Annotated in this window: 19 protein-coding genes; 8 read left to right on the forward strand and 11 right to left on the reverse strand. The window is 28.4% G+C overall.

From position 1 onward, the window contains the following. Position 1: 1 nt before the first annotated feature. Both CSPA_RS26670 and CSPA_RS26675 read right to left on the reverse strand, forming a co-directional pair. Positions 2 to 496, reverse strand: a complete 495-nt coding sequence (locus tag CSPA_RS26670; protein ID WP_015395534.1) for a chemotaxis protein CheW — start codon at positions 494 to 496, stop codon at positions 2 to 4. Between the two features lie 39 nt (positions 497 to 535). Further along, entirely contained in the window at positions 536 to 3,160 is a 2,625-nt protein-coding gene (locus tag CSPA_RS26675) for a methyl-accepting chemotaxis protein (protein ID WP_015395535.1), read from the reverse strand. Positions 3,161 to 3,551: 391 nt separating this feature from the next. On the opposite strand from CSPA_RS26675, the gene CSPA_RS26680 reads away from it, so the two are divergent. Then, positions 3,552 to 4,208, forward strand: coding sequence for a response regulator (locus tag CSPA_RS26680; RefSeq protein ID WP_015395536.1), 657 nt, complete (start codon positions 3,552 to 3,554; stop codon positions 4,206 to 4,208). A 101-nt stretch (positions 4,209 to 4,309) separates the two neighbouring features. On the opposite strand, the gene CSPA_RS26685 is transcribed toward CSPA_RS26680, so the two are convergent. The 5 genes from CSPA_RS26685 to motA form a co-directional block, all read right to left on the reverse strand. Then, positions 4,310 to 5,338, reverse strand: coding sequence for a protein-glutamate methylesterase/protein-glutamine glutaminase (locus CSPA_RS26685; RefSeq protein WP_015395537.1), 1,029 nt, complete (start codon positions 5,336 to 5,338; stop codon positions 4,310 to 4,312). A 99-nt stretch (positions 5,339 to 5,437) separates the two neighbouring features. Beyond that, positions 5,438 to 6,256: a CheR family methyltransferase gene (locus CSPA_RS26690; RefSeq protein WP_015395538.1), complete on the reverse strand. Its 819-nt coding sequence runs from the start codon at positions 6,254 to 6,256 to the stop codon at positions 5,438 to 5,440. Positions 6,257 to 6,269: 13 nt separating this feature from the next. After that, positions 6,270 to 7,970 carry a methyl-accepting chemotaxis protein gene (locus tag CSPA_RS26695; protein WP_015395539.1) on the reverse strand — a complete coding sequence of 567 codons (1,701 nt, stop codon included), beginning with the start codon at positions 7,968 to 7,970 and terminating at the stop codon, positions 6,270 to 6,272. A gap of 317 nt (positions 7,971 to 8,287) precedes the next feature. Next, on the reverse strand, positions 8,288 to 9,034 hold the full coding sequence (locus tag CSPA_RS26700; RefSeq protein ID WP_015395540.1) for a flagellar motor protein MotB: 747 nt from the start codon (positions 9,032 to 9,034) through the stop codon (positions 8,288 to 8,290). 17 nt (positions 9,035 to 9,051) lie between these two features. Continuing rightward, complete coding sequence (gene motA, locus CSPA_RS26705; protein WP_015395541.1) at positions 9,052 to 9,837, reverse strand: flagellar motor stator protein MotA; 786 nt, start codon at positions 9,835 to 9,837, stop codon at positions 9,052 to 9,054. Positions 9,838 to 10,107: 270 nt separating this feature from the next. Between motA and CSPA_RS26710 the strand changes: the two genes are divergently transcribed. Both CSPA_RS26710 and CSPA_RS26715 read left to right on the forward strand, forming a co-directional pair. Then, positions 10,108 to 10,836: a YetF domain-containing protein gene (locus CSPA_RS26710; protein ID WP_015395542.1), complete on the forward strand. Its 729-nt coding sequence runs from the start codon at positions 10,108 to 10,110 to the stop codon at positions 10,834 to 10,836. Positions 10,837 to 10,853: 17 nt separating this feature from the next. Beyond that, on the forward strand, positions 10,854 to 11,219 hold the full coding sequence (locus CSPA_RS26715) for a DUF4363 family protein (RefSeq protein ID WP_015395543.1): 366 nt from the start codon (positions 10,854 to 10,856) through the stop codon (positions 11,217 to 11,219). 73 nt (positions 11,220 to 11,292) lie between these two features. On the opposite strand, the gene CSPA_RS26720 is transcribed toward CSPA_RS26715, so the two are convergent. Further along, positions 11,293 to 12,735, reverse strand: coding sequence for a glycoside hydrolase family 1 protein (locus CSPA_RS26720; protein WP_015395544.1), 1,443 nt, complete (start codon positions 12,733 to 12,735; stop codon positions 11,293 to 11,295). Positions 12,736 to 13,201: 466 nt separating this feature from the next. Here CSPA_RS26720 and CSPA_RS26725 point away from each other — a divergent pair, with 466 nt between their 5' ends. Then, the gene (locus CSPA_RS26725) at positions 13,202 to 13,390 is read left to right on the forward strand and encodes a hypothetical protein (RefSeq protein ID WP_015395545.1); all 189 of its coding nucleotides are present in this window, start codon (positions 13,202 to 13,204) and stop codon (positions 13,388 to 13,390) included. A gap of 118 nt (positions 13,391 to 13,508) precedes the next feature. Here CSPA_RS26725 and rbr read toward each other — a convergent pair whose 3' ends face one another. Then, on the reverse strand, positions 13,509 to 14,042 hold the full coding sequence (gene rbr, locus CSPA_RS26730; protein ID WP_015395546.1) for a rubrerythrin: 534 nt from the start codon (positions 14,040 to 14,042) through the stop codon (positions 13,509 to 13,511). A 1,055-nt stretch (positions 14,043 to 15,097) separates the two neighbouring features. Between rbr and CSPA_RS26735 the strand changes: the two genes are divergently transcribed. Further along, entirely contained in the window at positions 15,098 to 15,598 is a 501-nt protein-coding gene (locus CSPA_RS26735) for a sigma-70 RNA polymerase sigma factor region 4 domain-containing protein (protein ID WP_015395547.1), read from the forward strand. A gap of 1,126 nt (positions 15,599 to 16,724) precedes the next feature. Here CSPA_RS26735 and CSPA_RS26745 read toward each other — a convergent pair. After that, positions 16,725 to 17,495 (reverse strand): LytR/AlgR family response regulator transcription factor, encoded by a 771-nt coding sequence (locus CSPA_RS26745; RefSeq protein ID WP_015395549.1) that lies wholly within the window; start codon positions 17,493 to 17,495, stop codon positions 16,725 to 16,727. Positions 17,496 to 18,138: 643 nt separating this feature from the next. On the opposite strand from CSPA_RS26745, the gene CSPA_RS26750 reads away from it, so the two are divergent. Next, a complete protein-coding gene (locus CSPA_RS26750) occupies positions 18,139 to 18,786 on the forward strand; it encodes a hypothetical protein (protein ID WP_015395550.1) in 648 nt (215 codons plus the stop codon). A 131-nt stretch (positions 18,787 to 18,917) separates the two neighbouring features. Here the strand turns inward: CSPA_RS26750 and CSPA_RS26755 are convergent, their stop codons facing one another. Continuing rightward, positions 18,918 to 20,006, reverse strand: coding sequence for a phage tail tip lysozyme (locus CSPA_RS26755; protein ID WP_015395551.1), 1,089 nt, complete (start codon positions 20,004 to 20,006; stop codon positions 18,918 to 18,920). Positions 20,007 to 20,482: 476 nt separating this feature from the next. Between CSPA_RS26755 and CSPA_RS29880 the strand changes: the two genes are divergently transcribed. Continuing rightward, the gene (locus CSPA_RS29880) at positions 20,483 to 20,659 is read left to right on the forward strand and encodes a hypothetical protein (RefSeq protein ID WP_015395552.1); all 177 of its coding nucleotides are present in this window, start codon (positions 20,483 to 20,485) and stop codon (positions 20,657 to 20,659) included. A gap of 170 nt (positions 20,660 to 20,829) precedes the next feature. Further along, complete coding sequence (locus tag CSPA_RS26760; protein WP_015395553.1) at positions 20,830 to 23,082, forward strand: peptidase domain-containing ABC transporter; 2,253 nt, start codon at positions 20,830 to 20,832, stop codon at positions 23,080 to 23,082. Positions 23,083 to 23,356 lie beyond the last annotated feature (274 nt).

Below are 23,356 nucleotides of genomic sequence, written 5' to 3' on the forward strand. Positions count from 1 at the left end.
TTTATTCAACGCTAGTCAATATAGTATTATCCTCATCATTTATTAATTTATCGCAATCCAAAATTAACTTTACTTCTTTACCCGTTTTTCCTATCCCTCTAATAAATCTATTAGTAATCTTATTCAGATTTGGTGGTGGTACTATATCTTGTTCCTGAATTACTAATACCTCTGATACACGATCGACAATAAGGCCTATTCCTAATCCTTCTATATCGATAACTATTATACATGTCCTATCATTGTATTCCCTGAATTCTTTCTTAAATCTTAATCTAACATCCATTACAGGAATTATCTTCCCTCTTAAATTTATTATTCCTTTAATATAATCAGGAAGCTCTGGAACTAAAGTTATTGGCTGTATTCCTATTATTTCTATAATATTATTTATACTAATACCATATGATTCATTATCAAGTACAAATATAAGGTACTTTTCCTTTTGAGTATCTTCTTCTAAATTCAATGTATCATTAACTATATTTTTATTCATCCAAACACTCCCTTTGCTCGCAGTATTATCAATCTAAAATTAATATTTACCAAATTCAATATCCCCTAAATTAATATGGGACTTTGTATTAACATTAACTGGTATATTAGAACCATTGTCATCTATGTTATTTTTTGAATTAAACATCTTTTTTTCTTCAATATGATCTAGAAAAATGTTGTTGTAGTTGTCTCTTTTTAATTTGAACTTAGCTACTCTATCTTTTAGTATTTCTGCTTGGCTAGACATCTCTTCACTTGAAGATGCTGTTTCCTCAGAAGTAGCTGAATTCATTTGAGTAACTCTAGATATCTGCATAACAGCATCTTTTATTTGTGATACAGCAGATGCCTGTTCATCACAAGATGTTGCTATTTTACTAACTATTTCAGACGTATTCCTAATATCAAAAACAATAGCATTTAACGATTCTGCTGTATTGTTAGCTATTTGTGTTCCTGCATTTACTTTCTTTATAGACCCCTCTATTAGTTCTGTTGTTTCTTTAGCTGCATTTGCACTTCTGCCTGCAAGATTTCTAACTTCTTCTGCAACGACTGCAAAGCCTTTTCCATGTTGGCCTGCTCTTGCAGCTTCTACTGCTGCATTAAGAGCTAATATATTTGTTTGGAAGGCAATTTCATCTATAACTTTAATTATTTTTGAAATATTTTCAGAAGCCTCATTTATTTCATTCATAGCCTTTAACATGTTACTCATTTCTGCATTTCCATTAACAGCATTTTCTGTAGCCTTTACTGCTAACTCATTAGCTTCATTAGCGCTTGTTGCATTAATCTTAGTTTGTTCACCAATTTCTGAAATTGAAGCTGTTACCTCCTCAACAGCGCTTGCTTGCTCAGCTGATGCTTGAGATAAACTTTGGCTTGCATTTGAAACTTGAATTGATGCAGATGCAACTTCATTTGCTGATATATTAATATCTGTTAATACTTGATTGATCGCTTTAATTGATGCAGTTAATGCATTAACTATTTTTCCATAATCTCCGCTATACGAATTGTCGATAATTATATCTAAATTACCCCTAGCCATTTCTGACAAAGCTTTATTAATCTCACTAATTGGTTTAGAAAAAGCATCCATAGCATTATTTATAATGCTTATTAGTTCTTTAAAACTCCCACTATATTTCTCACTTTCCCCTCTGATCTCTAAATCTCCAGCTGCTGCAGCTGAAAGAACTCGAACTTCTTCATCTACAACTTTAAGAATATTATTTCTTAGTCCATCTAAACTTTCATTTGCTAATCCATATCTTCCTGGTAATTTTTCAAGTTGAACTGTAAAATCACCTTCAGAATAAGATTTTAATACAGCAAAAAGTTTTATTAAAACTTCCACAGAAATCCACATACCGTCGTTGACACTTTGTGCCATTTCCCTATAAACACCATCGAATTTAGCAACATCTATTTTATCCCTTGTATTTCCTAATTTAAAAGTATCATTCATCCATTTGACTTCTTCAATAAACCTATTCAAGTTATCTATTAACATATTTAAATTACTTATAATATTGTTAAATTCACCTTGATACGTAGTTTCTATCTTTTTTGGTATATCCCCATTACTTATTCTCTTTACATAATTAGCTGTTAAACTAATAGGGTCAATGAAAGCTTTAATTATTTCATTAATTCCCTCAGCCATTTCCGCCCATGATCCACTAAATTGTGTTGAATCTATTCTCTTAGATAAATTTCCTTGCTTAATTTCATTTGCTACACTTATTTGTTCTTTTGATATATTTAATAAATTCCCCCTTAACTCATCCACATGTTCATTTACCAATCCATATCTTCCTGGCTGCTTTTCAAACTGAACTGACAAGTCTCCTTTGGAATATGCTTTTAGAACCTCAAATAATTTTATGAACACTTCTATAGATATCCAAATGGTATCATTTATATTCTCAGTCATTTCTCTATAAACCCCTTCAAATTTTGAGGCATCTATTTTATCTCTTGTATTCCCTAATTTAAAGGTTTCTTTTAACCAATGTACATCTTTATTAAAAGTATTTAAACTATCAATAAGCTTATTAATATTCTTCTTTGCAATATTAAATTCGCCTTCTTCATCCTCACTATATTTAATTCTAATTTCGCCTTCACTTATCTTTTCTATGTAATTTGAAGTTGTTCTAATATTTTTTATAAATATATTTGTGGTTGATAAATGATTGTCGCATATAGTCCTCCAGGCACCAGGGTATTCTGAACTATTTACCTGTATTTTAAAATTACCTTTATTAATATTTTCATTAATATAAGTTGATTCATCAACTAATTTTCTTATGTTTTCTGATATTATTTTTAAAGATCTTGCTACTTCACCTATTTCATCAGTTTCTTCTATATTAATATTTTCATTTAAATTACCATTTGCAATATTTCTAGCAGCACTATTAAGCTTTCTCATTTGTTTTTCAATTGAATTTGTGAGAAATACCCCTAATATCATTGTAATCACTATGAATACTATTGAAATCAGCAATATATTATTTAGATACCCTTGTATAGAACTCCCACTTTCTAATCCCTTATAACTCATGGCTAATACTATAGCTTCCATTAGAACTATTAAAATAAATACTAGCCCAAGTTTCTTTTTCATTTTTAAATTGTTAATATCAAACATCCCATTTCCCCCTATAAATTTCCTCTAATATGTTTTTTCAAATATCCACGTGTTAATACTAAGACATTTTAAATTCAAAATTTGCCTTCAAAAGCTCTTAATTCATCCAATTTCTCTTAATAATTTAATTTTAATGTCTTTCCTTTTCTGTTTGTAGTCCCTTAAGTCATGTCGTAACATGCAGAATGCACAATAAATTTATATAATAATGCAATTTGCATTACTTTTCATTGTCCTACTTTTATCAAAATGTTATAATCTATATAACATAAATTAATTTTTCTAAAAAATAGAAATAATAATCATTTGGGGACATTATTTAGGTTTGCTTTTCTGTTTCTATGCAAAGATCACAACATAAGATTGGATTAAGTGAAGAGGGGTATTTTATATGACAAGAATTATTATTGCTGAAGATCAAAAGCTCTTACGAGAAAGCTTTAAAACTATAATTGAAAATAATAGTGATATAAAAGTTGTTGCTTGTGCTACTAATGGCAATGAAGCTTATGATTTCTGCAAACAGTATAATCCTGATGTAGTTTTAATGGATTTATCAATGCCAATTTGTGACGGGACAGAAGCTACAAAATTAATCAAATCTGATTTTCCATCAATTAAGGTTTTAATCCTTACTGCATCTAATGATAGAAATGATGTTGCTGTAGCAATAAGTAATGGGGCAGATGGATATATTTTAAAAAATATAGGTACTGAAGAATTAATATTATCAATAAAAAGTATATCTCTAGGCCTTGGAATAGTTACTAGAGATATTTTAAATCCTATAGTAACAAACCTTCGAAAGGAAAGCAAAAAATCAAAAAAAAATACAATTGCTATCCATGGAATAAATATATCATTAACTGAAAGAGAGCTAACTATAATCTCTATGATTGTTGACGGAAAAGATAACAAGGAAATTGGAGCTGCCTTATTTATTGCTGAAGGAACTGTAAAAAATATAATTACTGAAATAATATCAAAACTCCAATTAAAAGATAGAACTCAACTAGCTGTATATGCTGTTAAAAATCAGTTAGTATAACCCCATTTGCATCATTAATTAATCAATATCTAATGGTGAATGATTGCTGTTGAAATCCTATAAGGACTTCAACTTTAATCATTCATCATTATCTTTTTATTTTAACGTAACATATCACAAATAAGTTGTGGTATACGCAATAAATTAACTTGCTTTTCAACCGCTCCTATCTCAAAAGCTACCTTAGGCATTCCATATACAACTGATGATTGTTGGTCTTGTCCTATTGTTCTGGCACCAGCTCTTCTCATAGACATTAATCCTATCGCTCCATCTTGTCCCATTCCTGTCAATATAACGCCAATCGCATTTTTTCCTGCTATCTTTGCAACTGATTCAAATAGTACATCTACTGAAGGGCAATGTCCATTTACCTTCTCCCCTTGTATAGTTTCTACAATATATTTATCTGCAACCTTCTTAATTTTCATATGTTTATCTCCTGGTGCAATTAAAATAGTCCCTGCTTCAATACTATCACCAGTTTGTGCTTCTTTAACATTAAAATGTGTTTGTAAATTGAGCCTATCAGCAAACATCTTAGAAAACATTGGTGGTATATGCTGAACAATTACTATTCCAGGTAATTCTTTAGGCAAAGCCTTTAATACAGAATAAATTGCTTCCGTTCCTCCCGTAGAAGCACCTATTGCAATTATTTTATTGCTTGTATTAATGCTTCCAGTTAGGGTTCTGTTCACAACATTTACCTTTGGCAACTTATTCAAGTTAGCAGATAGATTAACACTTGTTGCTCCTTTTACCTTTAGTATCAATTCATTTATAAATATTTGTAGACCATTGGGCGTTCTAGCATCAGGCTTACTTAAAAAGTCTACTGCTCCTGCATCCATAGCATCGAATACAACATCGCTTAAGGAGCTTATAACTATTATTGGAATTTTATATTGTGGGAGCAGCCTTTTAACAAATTCTACTCCATTTAATTTTGGCATTTGTACATCACAAATCATTACATCAGGATTTAATTCAAGCAATTTATCTCTTGCATCATAAGGATCTATTGCTTTTCCAACTACCTCTATATAAGGATCCTTTGATATTCCTCGTGATATTGCTTCCCTAAACACCATACTATCATCGACTACTAATACTTTAATTACTTTCATAAATCTTCCCTTCTTTTACTTCAAGTGATATCAATAGACAATTGTCAATGTTAATTTATTTTCGAAAATTGAATATTAATCATCAAAAATTCATGATGGCTATAATTCTTTTCTATATACAGATGGCATTATATATTTAAAGCCCATAGTATCGCCACTTAAAGATTCTGAATGACCTATAAATAAATATCCGCCATACTCCAAGTTATTATAAAACTTACGCACCACATCATTTTTTGTTTCATTATCAAAATATATCATTACATTCCTACAAAATATGACTTGAAATTTCTTTTTAAATGGAAATACATTATCCATTAAATTAAATTTTCTATAGATAATTTCATTTTTTATCTTATCAGTAAAGATAAAATTTTCCCCATCATATTTCTTAAGATATTCCATTTTCCATGCTGGAGGTAAAGATGAAATTTGATCCTTATGATATATCCCTTCTTTTGCCATTTTCAAAACTTTTTCTGATATATCGGTTGCAAGCAGTTTTTTATCCCACCATAGCTGATTTTCTTTAAAAAACTCATCCAATATCATTGCAAGTGTATACGCCTCTTCTCCTGATGAGCACCCTGCGGACCAAATTCGCAAATCCTTGTCTCTTATTGTATTAACCATGTATGGTAAAACCTTTTCTTTTAAATAATCAAAATGATCTTTTTCCCTCATAAAATAAGTATGATTAGTAGTTATTTTATTAATTAAGGTAATAACGGCTTTCCCTGTTTTATCAGAAATTATATGATCATAATACTCAGAAAAACTTTCAAAATTATTTTCAGCAAGTACATTATGTAATCTTCCAATAACCAGCATTTTCTTTTCTTCCTTAAGGTTTATTCCATAATTATCTTTAATATATTTAGCTAATTGCTTAAATTCTTTTTCTGTAATTGTAACCATAATTCACCCATATTTAATACTTTCCAAACTCAGTATCACTAAGTATTATTTTTTTTGAATTTTCATTTTTTACATTTCTATCCTTTAATGAATTAATTTCATTTTTATTCTTTTTCTGTTTGTCCAATCTGTCTGAATTATACTTTGGTCTTTGTTCATCTATACTTCCCAATCTAAAGGTTTCTACTTGTTCTTTTAAAACTTCAGCTTGACCTGCTAGCTCCTCACTTGCAGCAGCACATTCTTCAGCTGTAGCTGAATTGCTTTGAACAACTTGAGATATTTGCACTACGCCTTGGGATATTTGAGTCATACCTGTTGCTTGTTCAGTTGAGGCTCCTGAAATACTGTCTATTATTGCTGCAACATCTTGAATATCTACAACAATACCATCAAGTGCTTCTGCAGTTTGATTTGCGATATCTGTTCCATCTTTGATTTTAATCAAAGATTCTTCTATAATTTCTGTTGTTTCTTTAGCTGCATTAGCTGATCTTGCTGCCAAATTTCTAACTTCTTCAGCTACAACCGTGAATCCCTTTCCATATTGACCTGCCCTTGCTGCTTCTACTGCTGCATTTAAAGCAAGTATATTAGTTTGGAATGCTATTTCATCAATTACTTTAATTATCTTTGCAATATTATTAGATGATTTATTAATCTCCTCCATTGCTTTAAGCATCAATTTCATATCACTATTTCTCTTAACTGCGTTATCTTTTGTAGCATCTGCTATTGTATTAGCTTTTTTAGCATTTTCAGCGTTTACCTTAATTTGAGCAGAAATCTCTTCAATTGATGCAGTTAATTCTTCAACTGCACTTGCTTGTTCTGTAGCACCTTGTGATAAAGATATAGTTGAATCTGCTATTTGTTTAGATCCAATATTAACTTGCTGTGAGGCAAAACTAATATTTCCAATGACTTCATGTAACTTATCTTGCATTTTATTCATAGACTGTGAAAGTATTCCAATTTCATCTTTTGAATTATTTGTAATTTCTACATTCAAATTTCCGCTGCTTATTTCATCTGTCACATACATAAGTTGATAAATAGACTTATTTATAGCCCTAGAAATTAAAATTCCAAAGGTTACAGCACAAACAATTCCTATTGCAATCACTATAAACATTGTAACAATGGCAGTATTAGTTTCTGCTGAATATTCATCAGATCTTTGAGTCCCTATTGATGTTTTTAAATTAAATAAACTATCTATTGTATCACTTACTTTATCTGACATAGTTTGCCCATCTCCTGAGCTAAGCATTTGAAAAGCTTCATCATATTTTTGAACAAGAATTAAGCTTATAACATCATTTTCAAATTTATTATATTTATCCAATACGCTTTTTAGTTCTGCAAATTTTGCTTTTGCTTCATCAGTTTGCAAGGATTTCTCAAATTGGCCCATGTTTTCTTGGATATCTTTATTGTAACCATCTATCTTGTTTTTATATTGGGTTACATTTGAGACATTTTTATCAAGTACCATTTTATATAAATTTATTCTAACCCTTTGATATGAAATAGATACTTCTGCAATATCACCAATAGATACCCCAAAATTCACATATAAGTCGGAATAATTAGTATCTATCTTTTTTATTTTCGTTATTCCAACTCCTCCAACTATACCACTAATTAGCGCAATAAAAATAAACCCAACTATCAATTTTGTGCTAATCTTCACGTTATTTAACCATCTCATTAAAACTCCCCCCACCCATACAAAATTTTATAAATATAATTCTCATAATTTTATATTAGTTTTTTTTGGAAAAGCTTTTAAGTGTCTTAAGTCATTGATTTAAATGCAATTTGCACTACTGCATTATTTTTTATGCAAATTGCATATTTTATAATGTAAATAAAAAAAGCACCTTTTAAGATGCTTTCTTATATTTATTCATTATTTAAATTTTTTATTGATACTAATGTCCAAATTATAAATTCATAAACAATAAAATACCTTTTTGCCAAATTTACAATTTATAAATAAACATTGATAATTAAAAATTATATGTATTAATCAGATTTATTATCCGTAGTTGTGTATTGACGTGCTACCAAAATCTCTACCCTTCTATTTTGAGCTCTTCCATCTTCTGTATCATTAGCTGCTTTTGGCTTTAAGTCTGCCCATGCTTGAATAGATACTTTCTGAGGATTAAGCCCATATGAACCAGATACCATTAATTCCCTAACATTTACAGCACGTTCTGCACTTAACTCCCAATTTGAACGATATCTCGAATTGCTAATTGGAACATTATCAGTGTGTCCTACTACTTTAATCTGATTATCTAGACTATGTAACATGCTAGAAATTTTAGACATTAATGGTGCAACGTTTTGATGTACATCAGCTTGACCTGAATTAAAAAGTACTACATCTTGAATAGTTATATCTAAACCATCACCATTAAGTTCTACCTTAATTTTATCTGCATAGCCTTCTTTACCAATTTCTTGTTCTATCATTTTCTTAATTTCTGTCATCTTATCCTGTTCTACTTCTGCATCACTTTTACCTGAGCCTTCTGATGTATTTTCCATAGGAATCATTGAATTTCCATCACTTTGCATAACACCTTGACCACCTGCAAAAATTATATTAAATGACTTGCTCATAGCTTTAAGTTTTGCACTATCTGTTTTTCCCATGGCAAACATAACAATAAATAATGCTAATAGGAGTGTTAACATATCTGAATATGGAAGAAGCCATGCTTCATCAACATGCTCTTCATGATGTTGCTTTTTCTTACTCATCACTTATCTCCTCCAAATTAGTTCTCATTATTATTTTCTTCAAATCTAACTCTTTGTTTTGGTTCTAACATACCTACTAGCTTTCTTTCAATACTCTTTGGATTGTTTCCTGCTTGAATAGCTAAAATTCCTTCAAGCATAATATTCATATTTCTTACTTCTTCTAAAGATTTTCTTTTTAATCTATTTGAAAATGGATGCCAAATTAAATATCCAGTAAAAATACCAAAAACAGTAGCAACAAAGGCAGATTTTATACTTTCTCCAAGTACTGTAATGTTGTCAAGATTTCCAAGTGCTCCTATTAAACCTATAACTGCTCCCAAAACTCCAAGAGTTGGCGCAGTACCACCTGCTGTTGAAAATGCTGTTGCACCAAGACGATGTCTCTCTTCCATACTTTCTATTTCTATTTCTAATACTTCTTTTATAAGATCTGGTTCTAATCCATCTACAACCATTTCTAGACCTTTTTTCATAAACTTATTTTCAAGTCCTTGTATAGTACTTTCAAGAGATAGTAAACCATCTCTTCTAGTCGTTTGAGACATTTCTACAAGCTGCACTATAATTTCTGCAGGATCCTCACTCCCCTTAGCACTGAAAAGAACTCCAAAAATCTTAGGAAGTTTAACAAATTCACCCTTTGGAAATGAATTTAATAGAGCAACAACAGTACCACCAATAATTACCAAAAATGCTTCTGCACTTAAAAGTACAGCAAGACTTGCTCCTTTTTCTAGCATGGCGGCAACAACAATAATTAAACCAGCAACCATACCAATAATCAAAAATATATCCATTTTTTTCCCCCTTAATACTTTTTTCACTAATTTAGATATAAAACCTTTTAGTGTTACAATTTAGATTTCTCTCTCATAAAATCTTTAGTTTTCTGTACTATACATGTCCATATTAATATAATACCATAATACAAGCCGTTGGAAAACTACATTTTGGCATATCTTTCGACATAAATTAAATTTTAAATTATTAAATCTAAACATAATAGTATAAAAAATTATATGGTGTTTAAAATAATTTTATATTATTTTAACAAGGAGGCATTTAAATTGAATGAAGGATTAGTAGTTCTAGTACGTTCAGTCATAGCATTTTTTTCTTTACTTATTTTTGCGAAAATACTTGGGAAACAACAAATTAGTCAATTAACATTTTTCGATTATGCTCTTGGAATAACTATCGGATCAATTGCTGCAACTCTTACTACAGACCTATCTAGCAGGGCTTGGCCTCATTTTGTTGGGCTTTTAACTTGGTCCGCCCTTGGCTATTTAATGCAATATATAACTGAAAAATGGAGATATGCTGCAAAATATATCGAAGGAGAGCCTACAATTATAATTATGAATGGAAAAATAATGGAGGATGTGTTGAGAAAGATGAAATACACCGCAGCTGATATAATGGGACTATTAAGAAATAAAGATGTCTTTGATTTATCCCAAGTTGATTTTGCAATCATTGAACCAAATGGACAATTGTCTGTATTAAAAAAGCCAGAATATGAACCGTTGACACCGAAAGACATGAATATACCAAAAACTCCAACTGGTATAAGTACAGAACTAATTTATGATGGAATTCTTATAAATCAAAATTTAAGGCAACTTAACAAAAGTAAACAATGGCTTATGAGTCAGTTACGCTCACAAGGAGTAAAAGATGTCTCCGATGTATTTCTAGCAACTTTAACTCCATCTGGTTCTCTATACATCGACAAGTATAAAGATCATATGGCTAAAGTAACTGATATCGGTGATTATAATGGTCCATACTAATTTAGGAGGTAAATTAAATGAGAAAATTTTTAATAATAGCTATTCCTGTATTATCGTTAACCCTATTTTCATTAATAATGCTAAGTGGTGGTATTTTAAAAAAAACTTCAGTTAATGGTATGAATATTCCAGAAACTATTCAATTGGCTGTTGATGATATAAAATCAGAAAATTGGAATGCTGCCAATGAAAAAAGTGAAAATCTATCAAATACTTGGGATAAGGTAGTAAAAAGAATTCAATATAGCTCTGAACGAGATGAAATTAATTCTTTTAATACAAGTATTGCTCATCTCAAAGGTGCCATTGCAGCACAAGATAAATCTGCTTCTCTTATGGCTTTAAATGAAGCTTATGAGCATTGGGATGGTGTTGGAAAATAATTAATAATAAACGATAAATTATTAATGGTGAGTAATTTTATACTCACCATTAATAATTCGTCTTTAACCAATATTAAAGTTCTTCACCATTAGTCTTTATTACATTTTGATACCAATAGAAACTATCTTTCTTATATCTATTTAAAGAAGCACCTTCCTCTTCTTCACGATCTACATAAATAAAGCCATATCTTTTTTGATATCCATTTAACCAACTTAATAAATCTGTTATCGACCAAGTGCAATATGCGATTACTTCACACCCCTCATTAACAGCTTCTTTTAATTCTTCTATATGAGCTTTTAAATAGGCAATACGATAATCATCATGAATTTTATTATCTTCAGTCTTCTTATCAAATGCACCTAATCCATTTTCAGAAATAACTATTGGTAAATCATATCTACTTGTAATAATTCTGCAACACATTCTTATACCCATAGGATCTATAGTCCAATCCCAATCTGTAGTTTTTAAATATGGGTTTGGTGGGTTTTTATATAAACCTGGTGTTCCACTAATTTGTGATGTACCTTTTTTACCTGTAGTATTCATTTCAGCCATTCCAATACCATCTATTGGATTATATTCAACTACTGTTGTTTGATAATAATTAACTCCCATGAAATCTACTTGTGCTGCTGCTTTCATAAGTTCAGCGTCACCATCTTCAAATACAGGCGCAACTCCTTGTCCCTGTAAATACTTTAGAGCAGTCTTTGGATAACGTCCAAAGGCATAAACGTCCATCCACCAGAATGTTTGTAAATCATCATAATCTGCTTTAGCTATGTTATTTATTGGACTACAATCTAATGCATAACTTGGTCCAAATGCAAAACTTGCACCAATTTTACCGTTTGGAACAATTTCTCTAAAAGCAAGCACTGCTTTAGCATGAGCCAAGTTCGCATGGTGATTTACTTGATAAAACATTTTTAAATCATTTTTCTTGCCTGGTGGGTGAGTAGCCATTATCCAGCCATGTGCTGTAAATATATTTTGTTCATTCAAGGTTATCCAGAACTTTACTCTGTCCTTATAACGCTTAAACAAAGTTATCGCATAATTTTCATAATCATCAATGATTTTTCTACTTTCCCACCCATTGTATTCCTCAACTAATGCTTGTGGTAAATCCCAGTGATAAATTGTAACCATAGGTTCAATTCCATGTTTTAAACATTCATCGATTACATTATCATAAAACTGTAACCCTTTTTCATTAACTTCTCCTCTTCCATTAGGGAAAATTCTTGGCCATGAAATTGAAAATCTATAAGTTTTTAACCCCATCTCTGCCATTAAAGCTATGTCCTCTTTATAACGATGGTAATGGTCAACTGCAACATCTCCAGTTGTTCCTTTAAAAGTTTTCCCTGGAATCCTTACAAATTCATCCCAGTTACTTCTTCCTTTACCTTCCTCTTCTGCGGCACCTTCAACTTGATAAGCAGCCGAGGCACTTCCCCATAGAAAATCTTCTTGAAATCCATGTTTCTTCTCAAAATACATCTATTTTCCTCCTTATAGTATGATTTCACTTTTGCCTGATTTTCCATAAAATCAGTTATAAAACAACACCCTACTATTAACAATTACTATAACTATAGAGTATCATACAACCTACTATTTGTCTATTAAAATTATATCTATATTATTATAATGTTATATCCTTTTTAAAATTAAAATTATAGACTATAAAATAGCCTCATTTATAAACTATCTATAGTCTTATTTCTTTTATAATAGAAGATTAAAATTTTTACCATTATAAAATAAATCACTTTTCAAAAAGACAACATTATATACGTTTTCATAATCAAGTGCAACTGTTTTCATGTATTTTTTACATTCTATTAATTATTTATTAACATATTATTCATAATTTACAACGATTTCGGTCTCATCCATCGATTGCTTTTCTCTCTAAAATAGAATATTATAACAATACAGAAAGAATTTAAGGAGGAAATAAATTATGATAAAATTAATTAAAGAAATTTTTAGTTCTGAAAATTTAAAGAGAGCTATGATATACGGATCATTTACTAATCCAAATATTACTGCATCTCAACTAAAAAATTTAAGTAGTGTTCTTAAAAATATGGATGCTAAAAGTATCAATAAGAGCATCACTAAAGATTCAAACTCAAAAAAAGTAGCATAAATTTTATATTTTTTGGAGAGCGACAAATATGGATAACAAATTAATCCACAAAAAGAAGGCTTTATAGTTTTTAATAATTAGAAACTGTAAAACCTTTTTTCTTTTATGTAAACATGATTTAATAGTTTTCTTTTCTAACTTCAAAGAAACTTTGAGGATGTGCACACACAGGACATACTTCTGGTGCCTTTTTGCCCATTACAAGATGCCCACAATTACGACATTCCCACATTGTTTCTTCAGACTTTTCAAATACAGCTTTCATTTCCACATTATTTAAAAGTGCACGATATCTTTCTTCATGAGATTTTTCAATTTTAGCAACCATTCTAAACTGTGCTGCAAGTGCTGTAAAACCTTCTTCTTCAGCCTCTTTTGCAAAAGTATCATACATTTCAGTCCACTCATAATTTTCGCCTTCTGCTGCATGAAGCAGATTTGCTGCAGTATCTCCAAGTTCTCCTAAAGCCTTGAACCATAATTTTGCATGCTCTTTTTCATTGTTTGCTGTAGCTTCAAAAATAGACGCAATTTGTTCATACCCTTCTTTTTTTGCTACTCCTGCAAAGTAAGTATATTTATTTCTTGCTTGAGATTCACCAGCAAAGGCTTCCATTAAATTTTTTTCTGTTTTCGACCCTTTTAAATTCATTGTAACATCTCCTTCTTAAATTGCAAAAATTTCTTGAATTAATAATCACTATTGTTTAATTATAACTATTAATCATATTAGTGTCAATAAAAAAACAACAAAGTATTTGACTATTTAATTTAGTCTAAACTTTGCTGCTTTTTTAAAGAAAGCTGTTATATATTCTCACTGAGTTTCAAATAAAAATCTATTAATTTTTGATTATTTTCATCAAAATAGAAATTAAATCTATTTATTTTAGTAATTATACATACTAGTACTATGTCAAGAAAAAGTACAAGTTAAACATGAATTTTTTATTACCATTTTACCTTTCAATGACTCAACTTACATTTTTATATAAAATCATCCAGACTATATCCCTTACAAAATAATGCTCCTTGCAATATATATACTTAAATTGTTTTTGAAGAACCAATTGATAAAGCTGCAAATGCATCAGCTGTAGCAGGTCCCAAACTACCATTTGTAGTAGATATACTAAGTTTTATTTGTAATGCTCTTGTAAGAGCAATTATAGTACCCTAGCTAGTACTTCCATCTTCAGATATTTCGGAATATCCTGTCTTACCTTTATACGTTCTGTTTAATCATTGTTAAGCTTTCAATACCATTTGATCCAAGTGAATCAATCCCTTATTTATATTTTCATAATTTATAAGAAACTGATTAAACAATATGTAAACATTAGAATTTTAAAATTGTAGTTTACTATTTACGCATACACTTAAAATTATAAAGAATTTATGTGGGCATCTGATAATGTTTGATGCATCTTAACAAATTAGGTTCAATTATAATAATTTTTTTTCATAGAATTATTTTATTAAATTTATAGCAATTCTATAGAAATACTATAAGAAATAGATAATATAAATCTTTATAATAGTAAGTGGGGGTGAAAGATACAATATCATCTTTTAAAAATTTTCAAAATTCATATGGTATATTTTTTTATGAGCCAACGGAAAATAAAAGTTTAAAGGAACTCTAGAAATAGGGTTCTTTTTTTATTCAAAAATATAGCTTTAGAAGGCGCCTTAAGGAGGGATTGAATGTCGGTAAATTTATTATTTAAAATTAAAAACTTTAATAATAATAGTGAGAACTTTATCTGTATATTAGCTCATTTTAATTCAAAAATAAAATATTTAAGCTATAAATTAAAATATCCTGAAGCAGAAACAGATCTTATTATTTATTTTTATGAACTTATAGGTAAATTAAATAAAAACAAATTTATAGAAGATGAAGAGTTAATTATGTATATTAACAAATGTCTTAAAAATAAGTCAATATACTTATCTAACAAACAAAATAAAGACAAACAGTATTTATGTTTTACGTCAGAAGCAGAAATATTAGATGTATTTAATTATGTAGAAATGAAAGATGAATATTCAGATATTAGATTTAATGATTTAATTTCATCGCTTAATAAAAGACAAAAGGAAATTATGTTTTATAAATTTTATATGCAGTTATCAGATATAGAGATTGGAAAAATTCTGAAAATATCAAGACAATCTGTAAATAAAACCCAAAAAGGGCTTTAAAAAATTTAAAGGATGAATTATTAATGTAGATAAATTTTAAATTTACAAAATGTACACGAAACTTCTTTTAGTAACTGTAAAACATATCCAACAGGTACATTAGTAGAACTATATACTTATACTTAATCATAAAATAGTACTAAACATGCAGATTTCCTTAGAATAAGAAATTTATATGATCGTAGACAAAATCAAATTGCTGATGATACTTATGGCATGTTTATAGATTGTCAAATAAGATATGATTCTGGTAATACACCTGTTTATGGTAACTGGAATTAATAAAATTTAATGAAGCACATTTAAAAATAATGGATCCAATATTATATTGGATCCATTATTTTCTTTATTTTAAATTGTTTGAATGTGAATTTAAAAGTAGGTTTAATGAGCTATATAAATATATCACATTACTATAGTTATTCAGGTATTTCTTTAAAATAATCTATCCCAACAATAATTTCATTATCAGAATCTAGATTAAAACCTAATTCATTAGAACGATCATAATCATAGGTATAATCTTTTAGGATTTCCATATATTTTTCATTATTAATTTTAGGAGTACAGGCTCTACTTCCAACAAAGCTATCTTTTGTTTCATAGTAGGTGTTAGATGACTAACCATTATTATAATCCAATTTTGTTTTATCAACATTTCTATATCTATTAGCTATTTTAGTAGTATCATTTTCATTAAAACTTTCCTTATTATTTTCATAATTTTTATATGCATCTAAATTATCATTTTTAGTTATATCTGCTGTATTTGTTTTAGAATTATTTTCTAAGCTACAGCTGACAACTGCAGATGATAGTAACGCAAATATAATTAACCATACAACAATTTATATTTTCCTAAATATTAAAATAAATATCAGTTTTTTTACAGACTGTTTTTTTTAATAAAATCACATCTTCTAATTCTTCTTTATATACGATTTTAATAATCATAATAGTCGCTATATTATAAAAAATTAGAGTTTAGTTGAAAATAATTGGTACTTGTAATTGAGACAGATGCAATGATTGTACTAAATATTACTCATTATTAATAACTATTTTTTTACTTACTACTGCCCATAGATAAATTATATTAAGTATATCTAAGCTATTAATAGTAAAATCATTTAACATAATAATTACCTACATTTTCAAACTCTGATATAATATTATTTTTAAATTTATATCCTATTAAAGCATTTTTAGAATAATTTTTAAAATATACATTGAATAACCTAATGTCTAACTTGTCTATCTTAAATATGTAATTTTTATTTATAGCAAAAGCCTTATGACTTTGAACTATATCTTTGCAATCAATTAACTCTAGTATTTTTTTTAAACTTATATTATTATACGCATAAACTCCACTAATAGTATTTACTTCACAATCTCTTCCTTTAACTTCTATAAATATAATTTCTTCTATCTTTACCACCACATATATACTACTCCTTATTTTTATAACAAGTTCCTTGTCCTCATGTTTATCTGAATCATCCTTTCCATTACCAAGACAGTTAATTTCATTACTAATGAGCTTTTTTAGCACAGCTTGTACATCATTTTTATTATAAGGCTTTAATATATAATCATAACAGTGAATCTGCTTAAATGCTTGCAATATATAATCCAAATGTGTCGTTAAAAAAACAATTTGACTAAATTCATATTTAGGTGTATTCCTAATATCCATTGCAAGATCTAACCCCGATGACTCCTTTAAACCAATGTCTATTAAAAACATATTAATATCTTGATTTTCAATTATCCCTAAAGCTGAACTTTCACTATCAGCTTCATAAATTTCTATAGAATTATCAATGGAATGAATCATTATTTTTAGAATTTCTCTTTGTATATGATCATCCTCTGCCAACATAATAGAATACAAAATATAATCCCCCCATGTTATATACCCTTTAATATTACATTTTTCTTCGAAGTTTATATTGCAACAATAATACCCAAATACAAACAAGTTTCCTATACAGACAGTATTTAGACTTATTTTTTATTACATACTTCTCTATTTATATAATACAATATTTTTAATAATTACACAAATTTTCATATAATATATTATTTTGTATATTAATTTATTTTAATTTCAAACTCCATAGTTCAATACTCTACACGATTGATATAACTGCACTGCATTTGAACATAATCATCTTTTATTTTTACTAACATAGTGTATTATATGTACCAAACCCTCATCATACTTTACTTTTTTCACCAGTATTCCTTTATAAGTATAATATTTTAATAATAAATTGGTAATTAACAATATAGCTAAATCATTAGAAGAAATTCTACACCTTGATATTCTAAATAATTTTTAAAAAAAGCTAGATATATCCAAATTGAAAAAAATGTATATTTATTGTTCTATACATCCACAATAAGGGGAGTATATCACAATTAGTCCACAACATTTTTTTAAGTTCGTTCATTAAAAAATATTTTATAAACACTAAAATATATTATATGTTAAAATAATGAATAAATATTATTAATAAAAAAGGAGAATTTAATTGAAGCATATAAGAACTATTTTATCAATAGTACTAATTCTAGTAATATTAAATGGCTGTGGAAATCAAAAAACACAAACTAATGACAGCCAGACAAACAGTATTGATGCTATTGAATCTAATGCTAATGATAAAGTAAACACTAATAATGATACAAAAAATGACAATTCTACTAAACAAAACGATACATTACAAACACAAAATAATATAGATAAAAACAAAATTAACTTAACAGATGATTCTACTAAGACTTCTGAATCTAAAACTTCAAATTCAGATAGTACGATAAAAGAAAATGTTATAGATTATATTATCAATGGTCAAGAGAATAAATCTGAATCACAAAAATTGAAGTGGAGTAAGACATTTTTAAATAAAATTGATATCGATTCTTTATTTAAGCAATATACTGAAAACAAAGGTAACGCAGATGACATAGAGGGCTTTGCAACTTATATAACGAAAAATGCACCTGTACTAAGTAATTGGCAAGATCTATTCAAGAAAGATTTATATGACACCTATGGAGAAAATGTTGTTAAAATAAAACATTTAGAAAATGATTTATATCAAGCATATATTGAAAAAGATGGTTCGCAAGTACCTTACGTTGTGGTTTCATCAAAAACAGGATATTTTCACGGATAGTTTGATTTTATGCATAATGAGCAAAAATATTCTACATTAAACAAAAAAAACTATTACGAAACATATCGTCAGTAATAACAGCAACTATTACTGACGACTATAGTTTATTTACACAATTAGATTAAAGTTATTTAATCTGCAAGAGTATTATACCAATTTTCAGCCCAAACACCTCTTTGAGGTTGGTTGGGATTATAAGGTCGTTCATAATTATTTATAAATACTTCTGCTAAATAAGTAGGATCTGCTGTACTCTGAGTAAATTGCCCAAAATTCATAGGGTAAGCCCTAGTTGCAAAAAATTGCTGACCATTTTCAAGTTCCCATTGTATTCTTTTGCATTGTGTGTCAACAGTTCGGTAATCTAGTCCATTTTGATTTGCCCAATTAGTAATAATAGATTTAGGAGTCCATTGTACTAAACCATATCCTCCACCTCCACCTACTTCATTCATATCTGCAACAATCCCTGATTCTCCTTGCATATTTCCTAGCATTGCACAAATAGAATTGCTAGTCCATCCTTTTTTTACAAAAAATGAATAGATACACCTTGCAGTATCTGTGATATTACCTGGCTGAGAATTTAAAGTTGCTACACCACTTGAATCTATTATCCAACCATCTATTGTTGTATTAACAGCCATTTCTCCCTTATAATGAGAATCAGCTGTCTCAGTATATAAGTAATACCATATAGAATCCAATTGGATCCATCCAGTAGCCATTTCTCCTCTATAATGTGTATTACCATCTTTTTCTCTTGTCTCAATATATAGGTAATACCATTTAGCATCTATTTGAGTCCATCCAGTAGCCATTTCTCCTCTATAATGTGTATCACTATCTTTTTCTGTTGTCTTAGTATATAAGTAATACCATCTAGAATCCAATTGAATCCATCCATTAGCCATTTCTCCTACATAATGTGTATCACCATCTTTTTCTGTTTTCTCTGTATATAAATAGTACCATCTAGAATCTATTTGAGTCCATCCATTAGCCATTTCTCCTACATAATGTGTATCACCATCTTTTTCTGTTTTCTCTGTATATGAATAGTACCATCTAGAATCTATTTGAGTCCATCCAGTAGCCATCATTCCATTAGCAGGATTTAAATAATACCATCTTTTATTTTCATCTTGTATCCATCCTTTTACAATAGTTCCATCTTTATAACAATACCATGATCCATTTATTTGTTTCCATTCTAACATTTGTATACTACTTCCTTTCAATTTATAAACAAATTTTATTAAAATATTTTGGTTAGCTAACTCATTTACTTTACACTAATTAAAAGAAACTTTTGTTTAATTTTGTAAACCTCAAATTTAATTATCATTATCCTGCCATATTTTATGTATTAAAATCAAATATTACCAAAAAATCAATACTTTTGCTATAAATCGTATATTTTATTGCACAAAATAGAAATTTAACATATAAAATGATTTTATGGCTTTTTACACTTAATTTTATACGTTTTAAGAAATAAGCATTTAAAATTTTTTATAATTATGAGAATATCTACTTGAAAGTTATTAATCACCGTTTAATATTTTAGAAATAATAAATATACATTTTTATGAAAAATATATATTTCTAAATAATTACTGATATCTATTTGATCTAAAAATATAAAAGGTAATTACTAATTTTAAATAATTAAAAATTGAATGGAGGAAAAAATATGAGAGAACTAAAAATTGAAGAGCAAAAAAGTATATGTGGTGGAACACATTACCAATTTACAGATTTAACTACAGGTTATATTTATGTCTATGACAATAGAGATAAAGCAAACAGCATAAGGTTAGATCTTAGATCACAAGGTCATAAAGTAAGTTCTATTACAAGCTATAACTAATATTAATATTTAATTATAGCAATATTAGAAAAAGCTGTCTCATATGAGTCGGCTTTTTCTAATATTATTTTAAGCTTAATAAACTTCTACTACATTATGTAAATCTTGTAGTATTATATATATAAAATCTAAAAGCAATTAGTATAAAATATTAAATATAAGGAGTAAATATGACTATAAGAAGAAAATATTGTTGTATTAAACAACAGGATATAACAGACTGTGGTCCAGCTTGTATAGGTACTATTGCAATGAAATATGGATTGAAACTTTCACTTTCTAAACTAAGAGAAATCTCTGGAACAGATTCAGAAGGAACATCTGTTTATGGAATTATGGAAGCTGCTAAAAGTTTAGGCTTTTCTGCTAAAGCAGTAAAGGTATCTAGTAACGAAGAAATATTTGATGATTTAAAAACTCCTTTAATTGCACATGTAGTTGTCGATAGTATATTGCTGCATTATGTAGTAATACATAAAATTACTAAGGAAAGTATTTTGATTGCAGATCCAGCTAAAGGAATTGTTAAATACACTCCAAAAGAATTTTTCGACATATGGACTGGCGTATTAGTTTTTATGGTTCCAACAGCTGATTTTAAAAAAGGGGATGAGACTAAAGGTCTTTTTGAAAGATTCTGGGGACTAATTAAAATTCAAAAAATCCTATTAGCAGAAATATTTATATCATCCATAATAATAACTCTCTTTGGAATAGGTGGATCATTTTATTTCCAATTTTTAATAGATGATATACTACCTAACAACTTAAGTCAGAAACTATTATCAATATCTATGGCAATGCTTGTGCTTGCTATCTTTAAGATTTTAACTGAATTTTTTAGAAGGATACTACTTATACACATGGCACAAAATATAGATATTCCATTATTGCTAGGCTATTATAATCATGTAATTAATTTACCTATGAAATTTTTTAGCACAAGAAAAGTTGGGGAGATTATTTCTAGATTTAATGATGGATGTAAAATAAGAGATGCAATTTCATCAGCAACATTAACTTTAATGATTGATGTTTTGATGGCAATTGTAGGAGGTATTATTTTATATATTCAAAGTTCAAAGTTATTTTTTATTTGCTCAGTACCAATATGTTTATATTTAATTTTAGTATTTGGATTTAAAAATAACTTAGAAAAGGTAAATAGAAATGTTATGGAAGATGATGCAGCATTAACATCTTATTTAGTTGAATCGATAGAAGGGATAGAAACAGTAAAAGCCTTTAATGGCGAAAAAAAAGTAAAGATAGAGACAGAAGCCAAATTTATGAAATTTATAAAAAGTTTATTTAAGCATGCTTACATATATAATCTTCAAGATACATTGATGAATGCTGTTAAAGGAATTTTTGGTGTATGTATTTTGTGGATTGGAGGTATTTTTGTTTTAAATAGGCAAATAACAATAGGCGAATTAATAAGCTTTAATGCATTACTTGTATACTACATTGGACCAATAGAAAGGTTGATAAATTTACAGCCACAATTACAAAGTGCAGTAGTTGCAAGTGATAGATTGGGTGATATATTGGATTTAGAGTTAGAAAAGTCACAAGATGAAGCTAAAAAAATAAATCCTAAATCATTATCGGGAGATATAGTTTTAAAAGATATTAATTTCAGATATGGATTAAGGGAATTAGTTTTAAAAAATATAAATATAAGTATAAAACCAGGAGAGAAAATAGCTTTAGTTGGAGAAAGCGGATCTGGCAAGACTACAATTGCAAAACTCTTAATGGGATTTTATAAAATAGAAAAAGGTGAAATTATATTAAATGGTTATAATATAAAAGATATAAATAAGGAAGTGTTAAGAGATAAGATTAGTTACGTATCTCAAGAGTCATTTTTATTTTCAGGGACAATAAAAGAAAATTTACAATTTGCAAGAAAAAATTTAACTGATGAAGATATAATATCTATTTGTAAAAATGTAGAAATACATGATTATATAAATAGATTACCATTAAAGTATGAAACTCCTTTAGTAGAACGGGGAAGTAATCTTTCAGGAGGACAAAGACAAAGATTATCAATAGCTAGGGCTTTATTAAAAAATCCAGATGTATTAATAATGGATGAAGCAACATCTAACTTAGATTCTATAACTGAAAAAGCAATACAAAAGACATTGGAAGAATGCTCGGGAAATGTAACCTCGATAATAATTGCTCATAGATTGAGTACGATTATGAAATGTGACAAAATATATGTTATTGATAGTGGCGAAATAGTAGAAGAAGGCACTCATAAAGAGTTATTGAAAAAAAGAGGCTATTATTATAGGTTATGGGGTGAACAAAGTATTGAAAAATTAAATAAAAGCCTGCCATCTTCTATTAATAATATTAATAGAAATGATACAAATTTTAATTCAAAAAACTCATTAAGCATATAAACTACTTTATCAGAATGTTATAAAATATCACATATATGAAAATATAGAATAACTTGTGTAAATCAAATATTTGCTATGTTGTATAGAGTTGTCGCATTAGCGGATTAAAATCTGTTAGCGATGGCTCCTTTTTAAGCTTGTATAAAATATTTTCTAAACGGATTATTTTACCAATTTAAATTTCTTTAAAAATAAGAGTACTTTAATAAGCTTCGCTATAAGACTTTTTAAAAAATATATTTATGCTGTTTTCTTTAATTCAAATAAATGCTTA

This window comes from Clostridium saccharoperbutylacetonicum N1-4(HMT) (assembly GCF_000340885.1).
Classification (GTDB): Bacteria; Bacillota; Clostridia; order Clostridiales; family Clostridiaceae; genus Clostridium; species Clostridium saccharoperbutylacetonicum.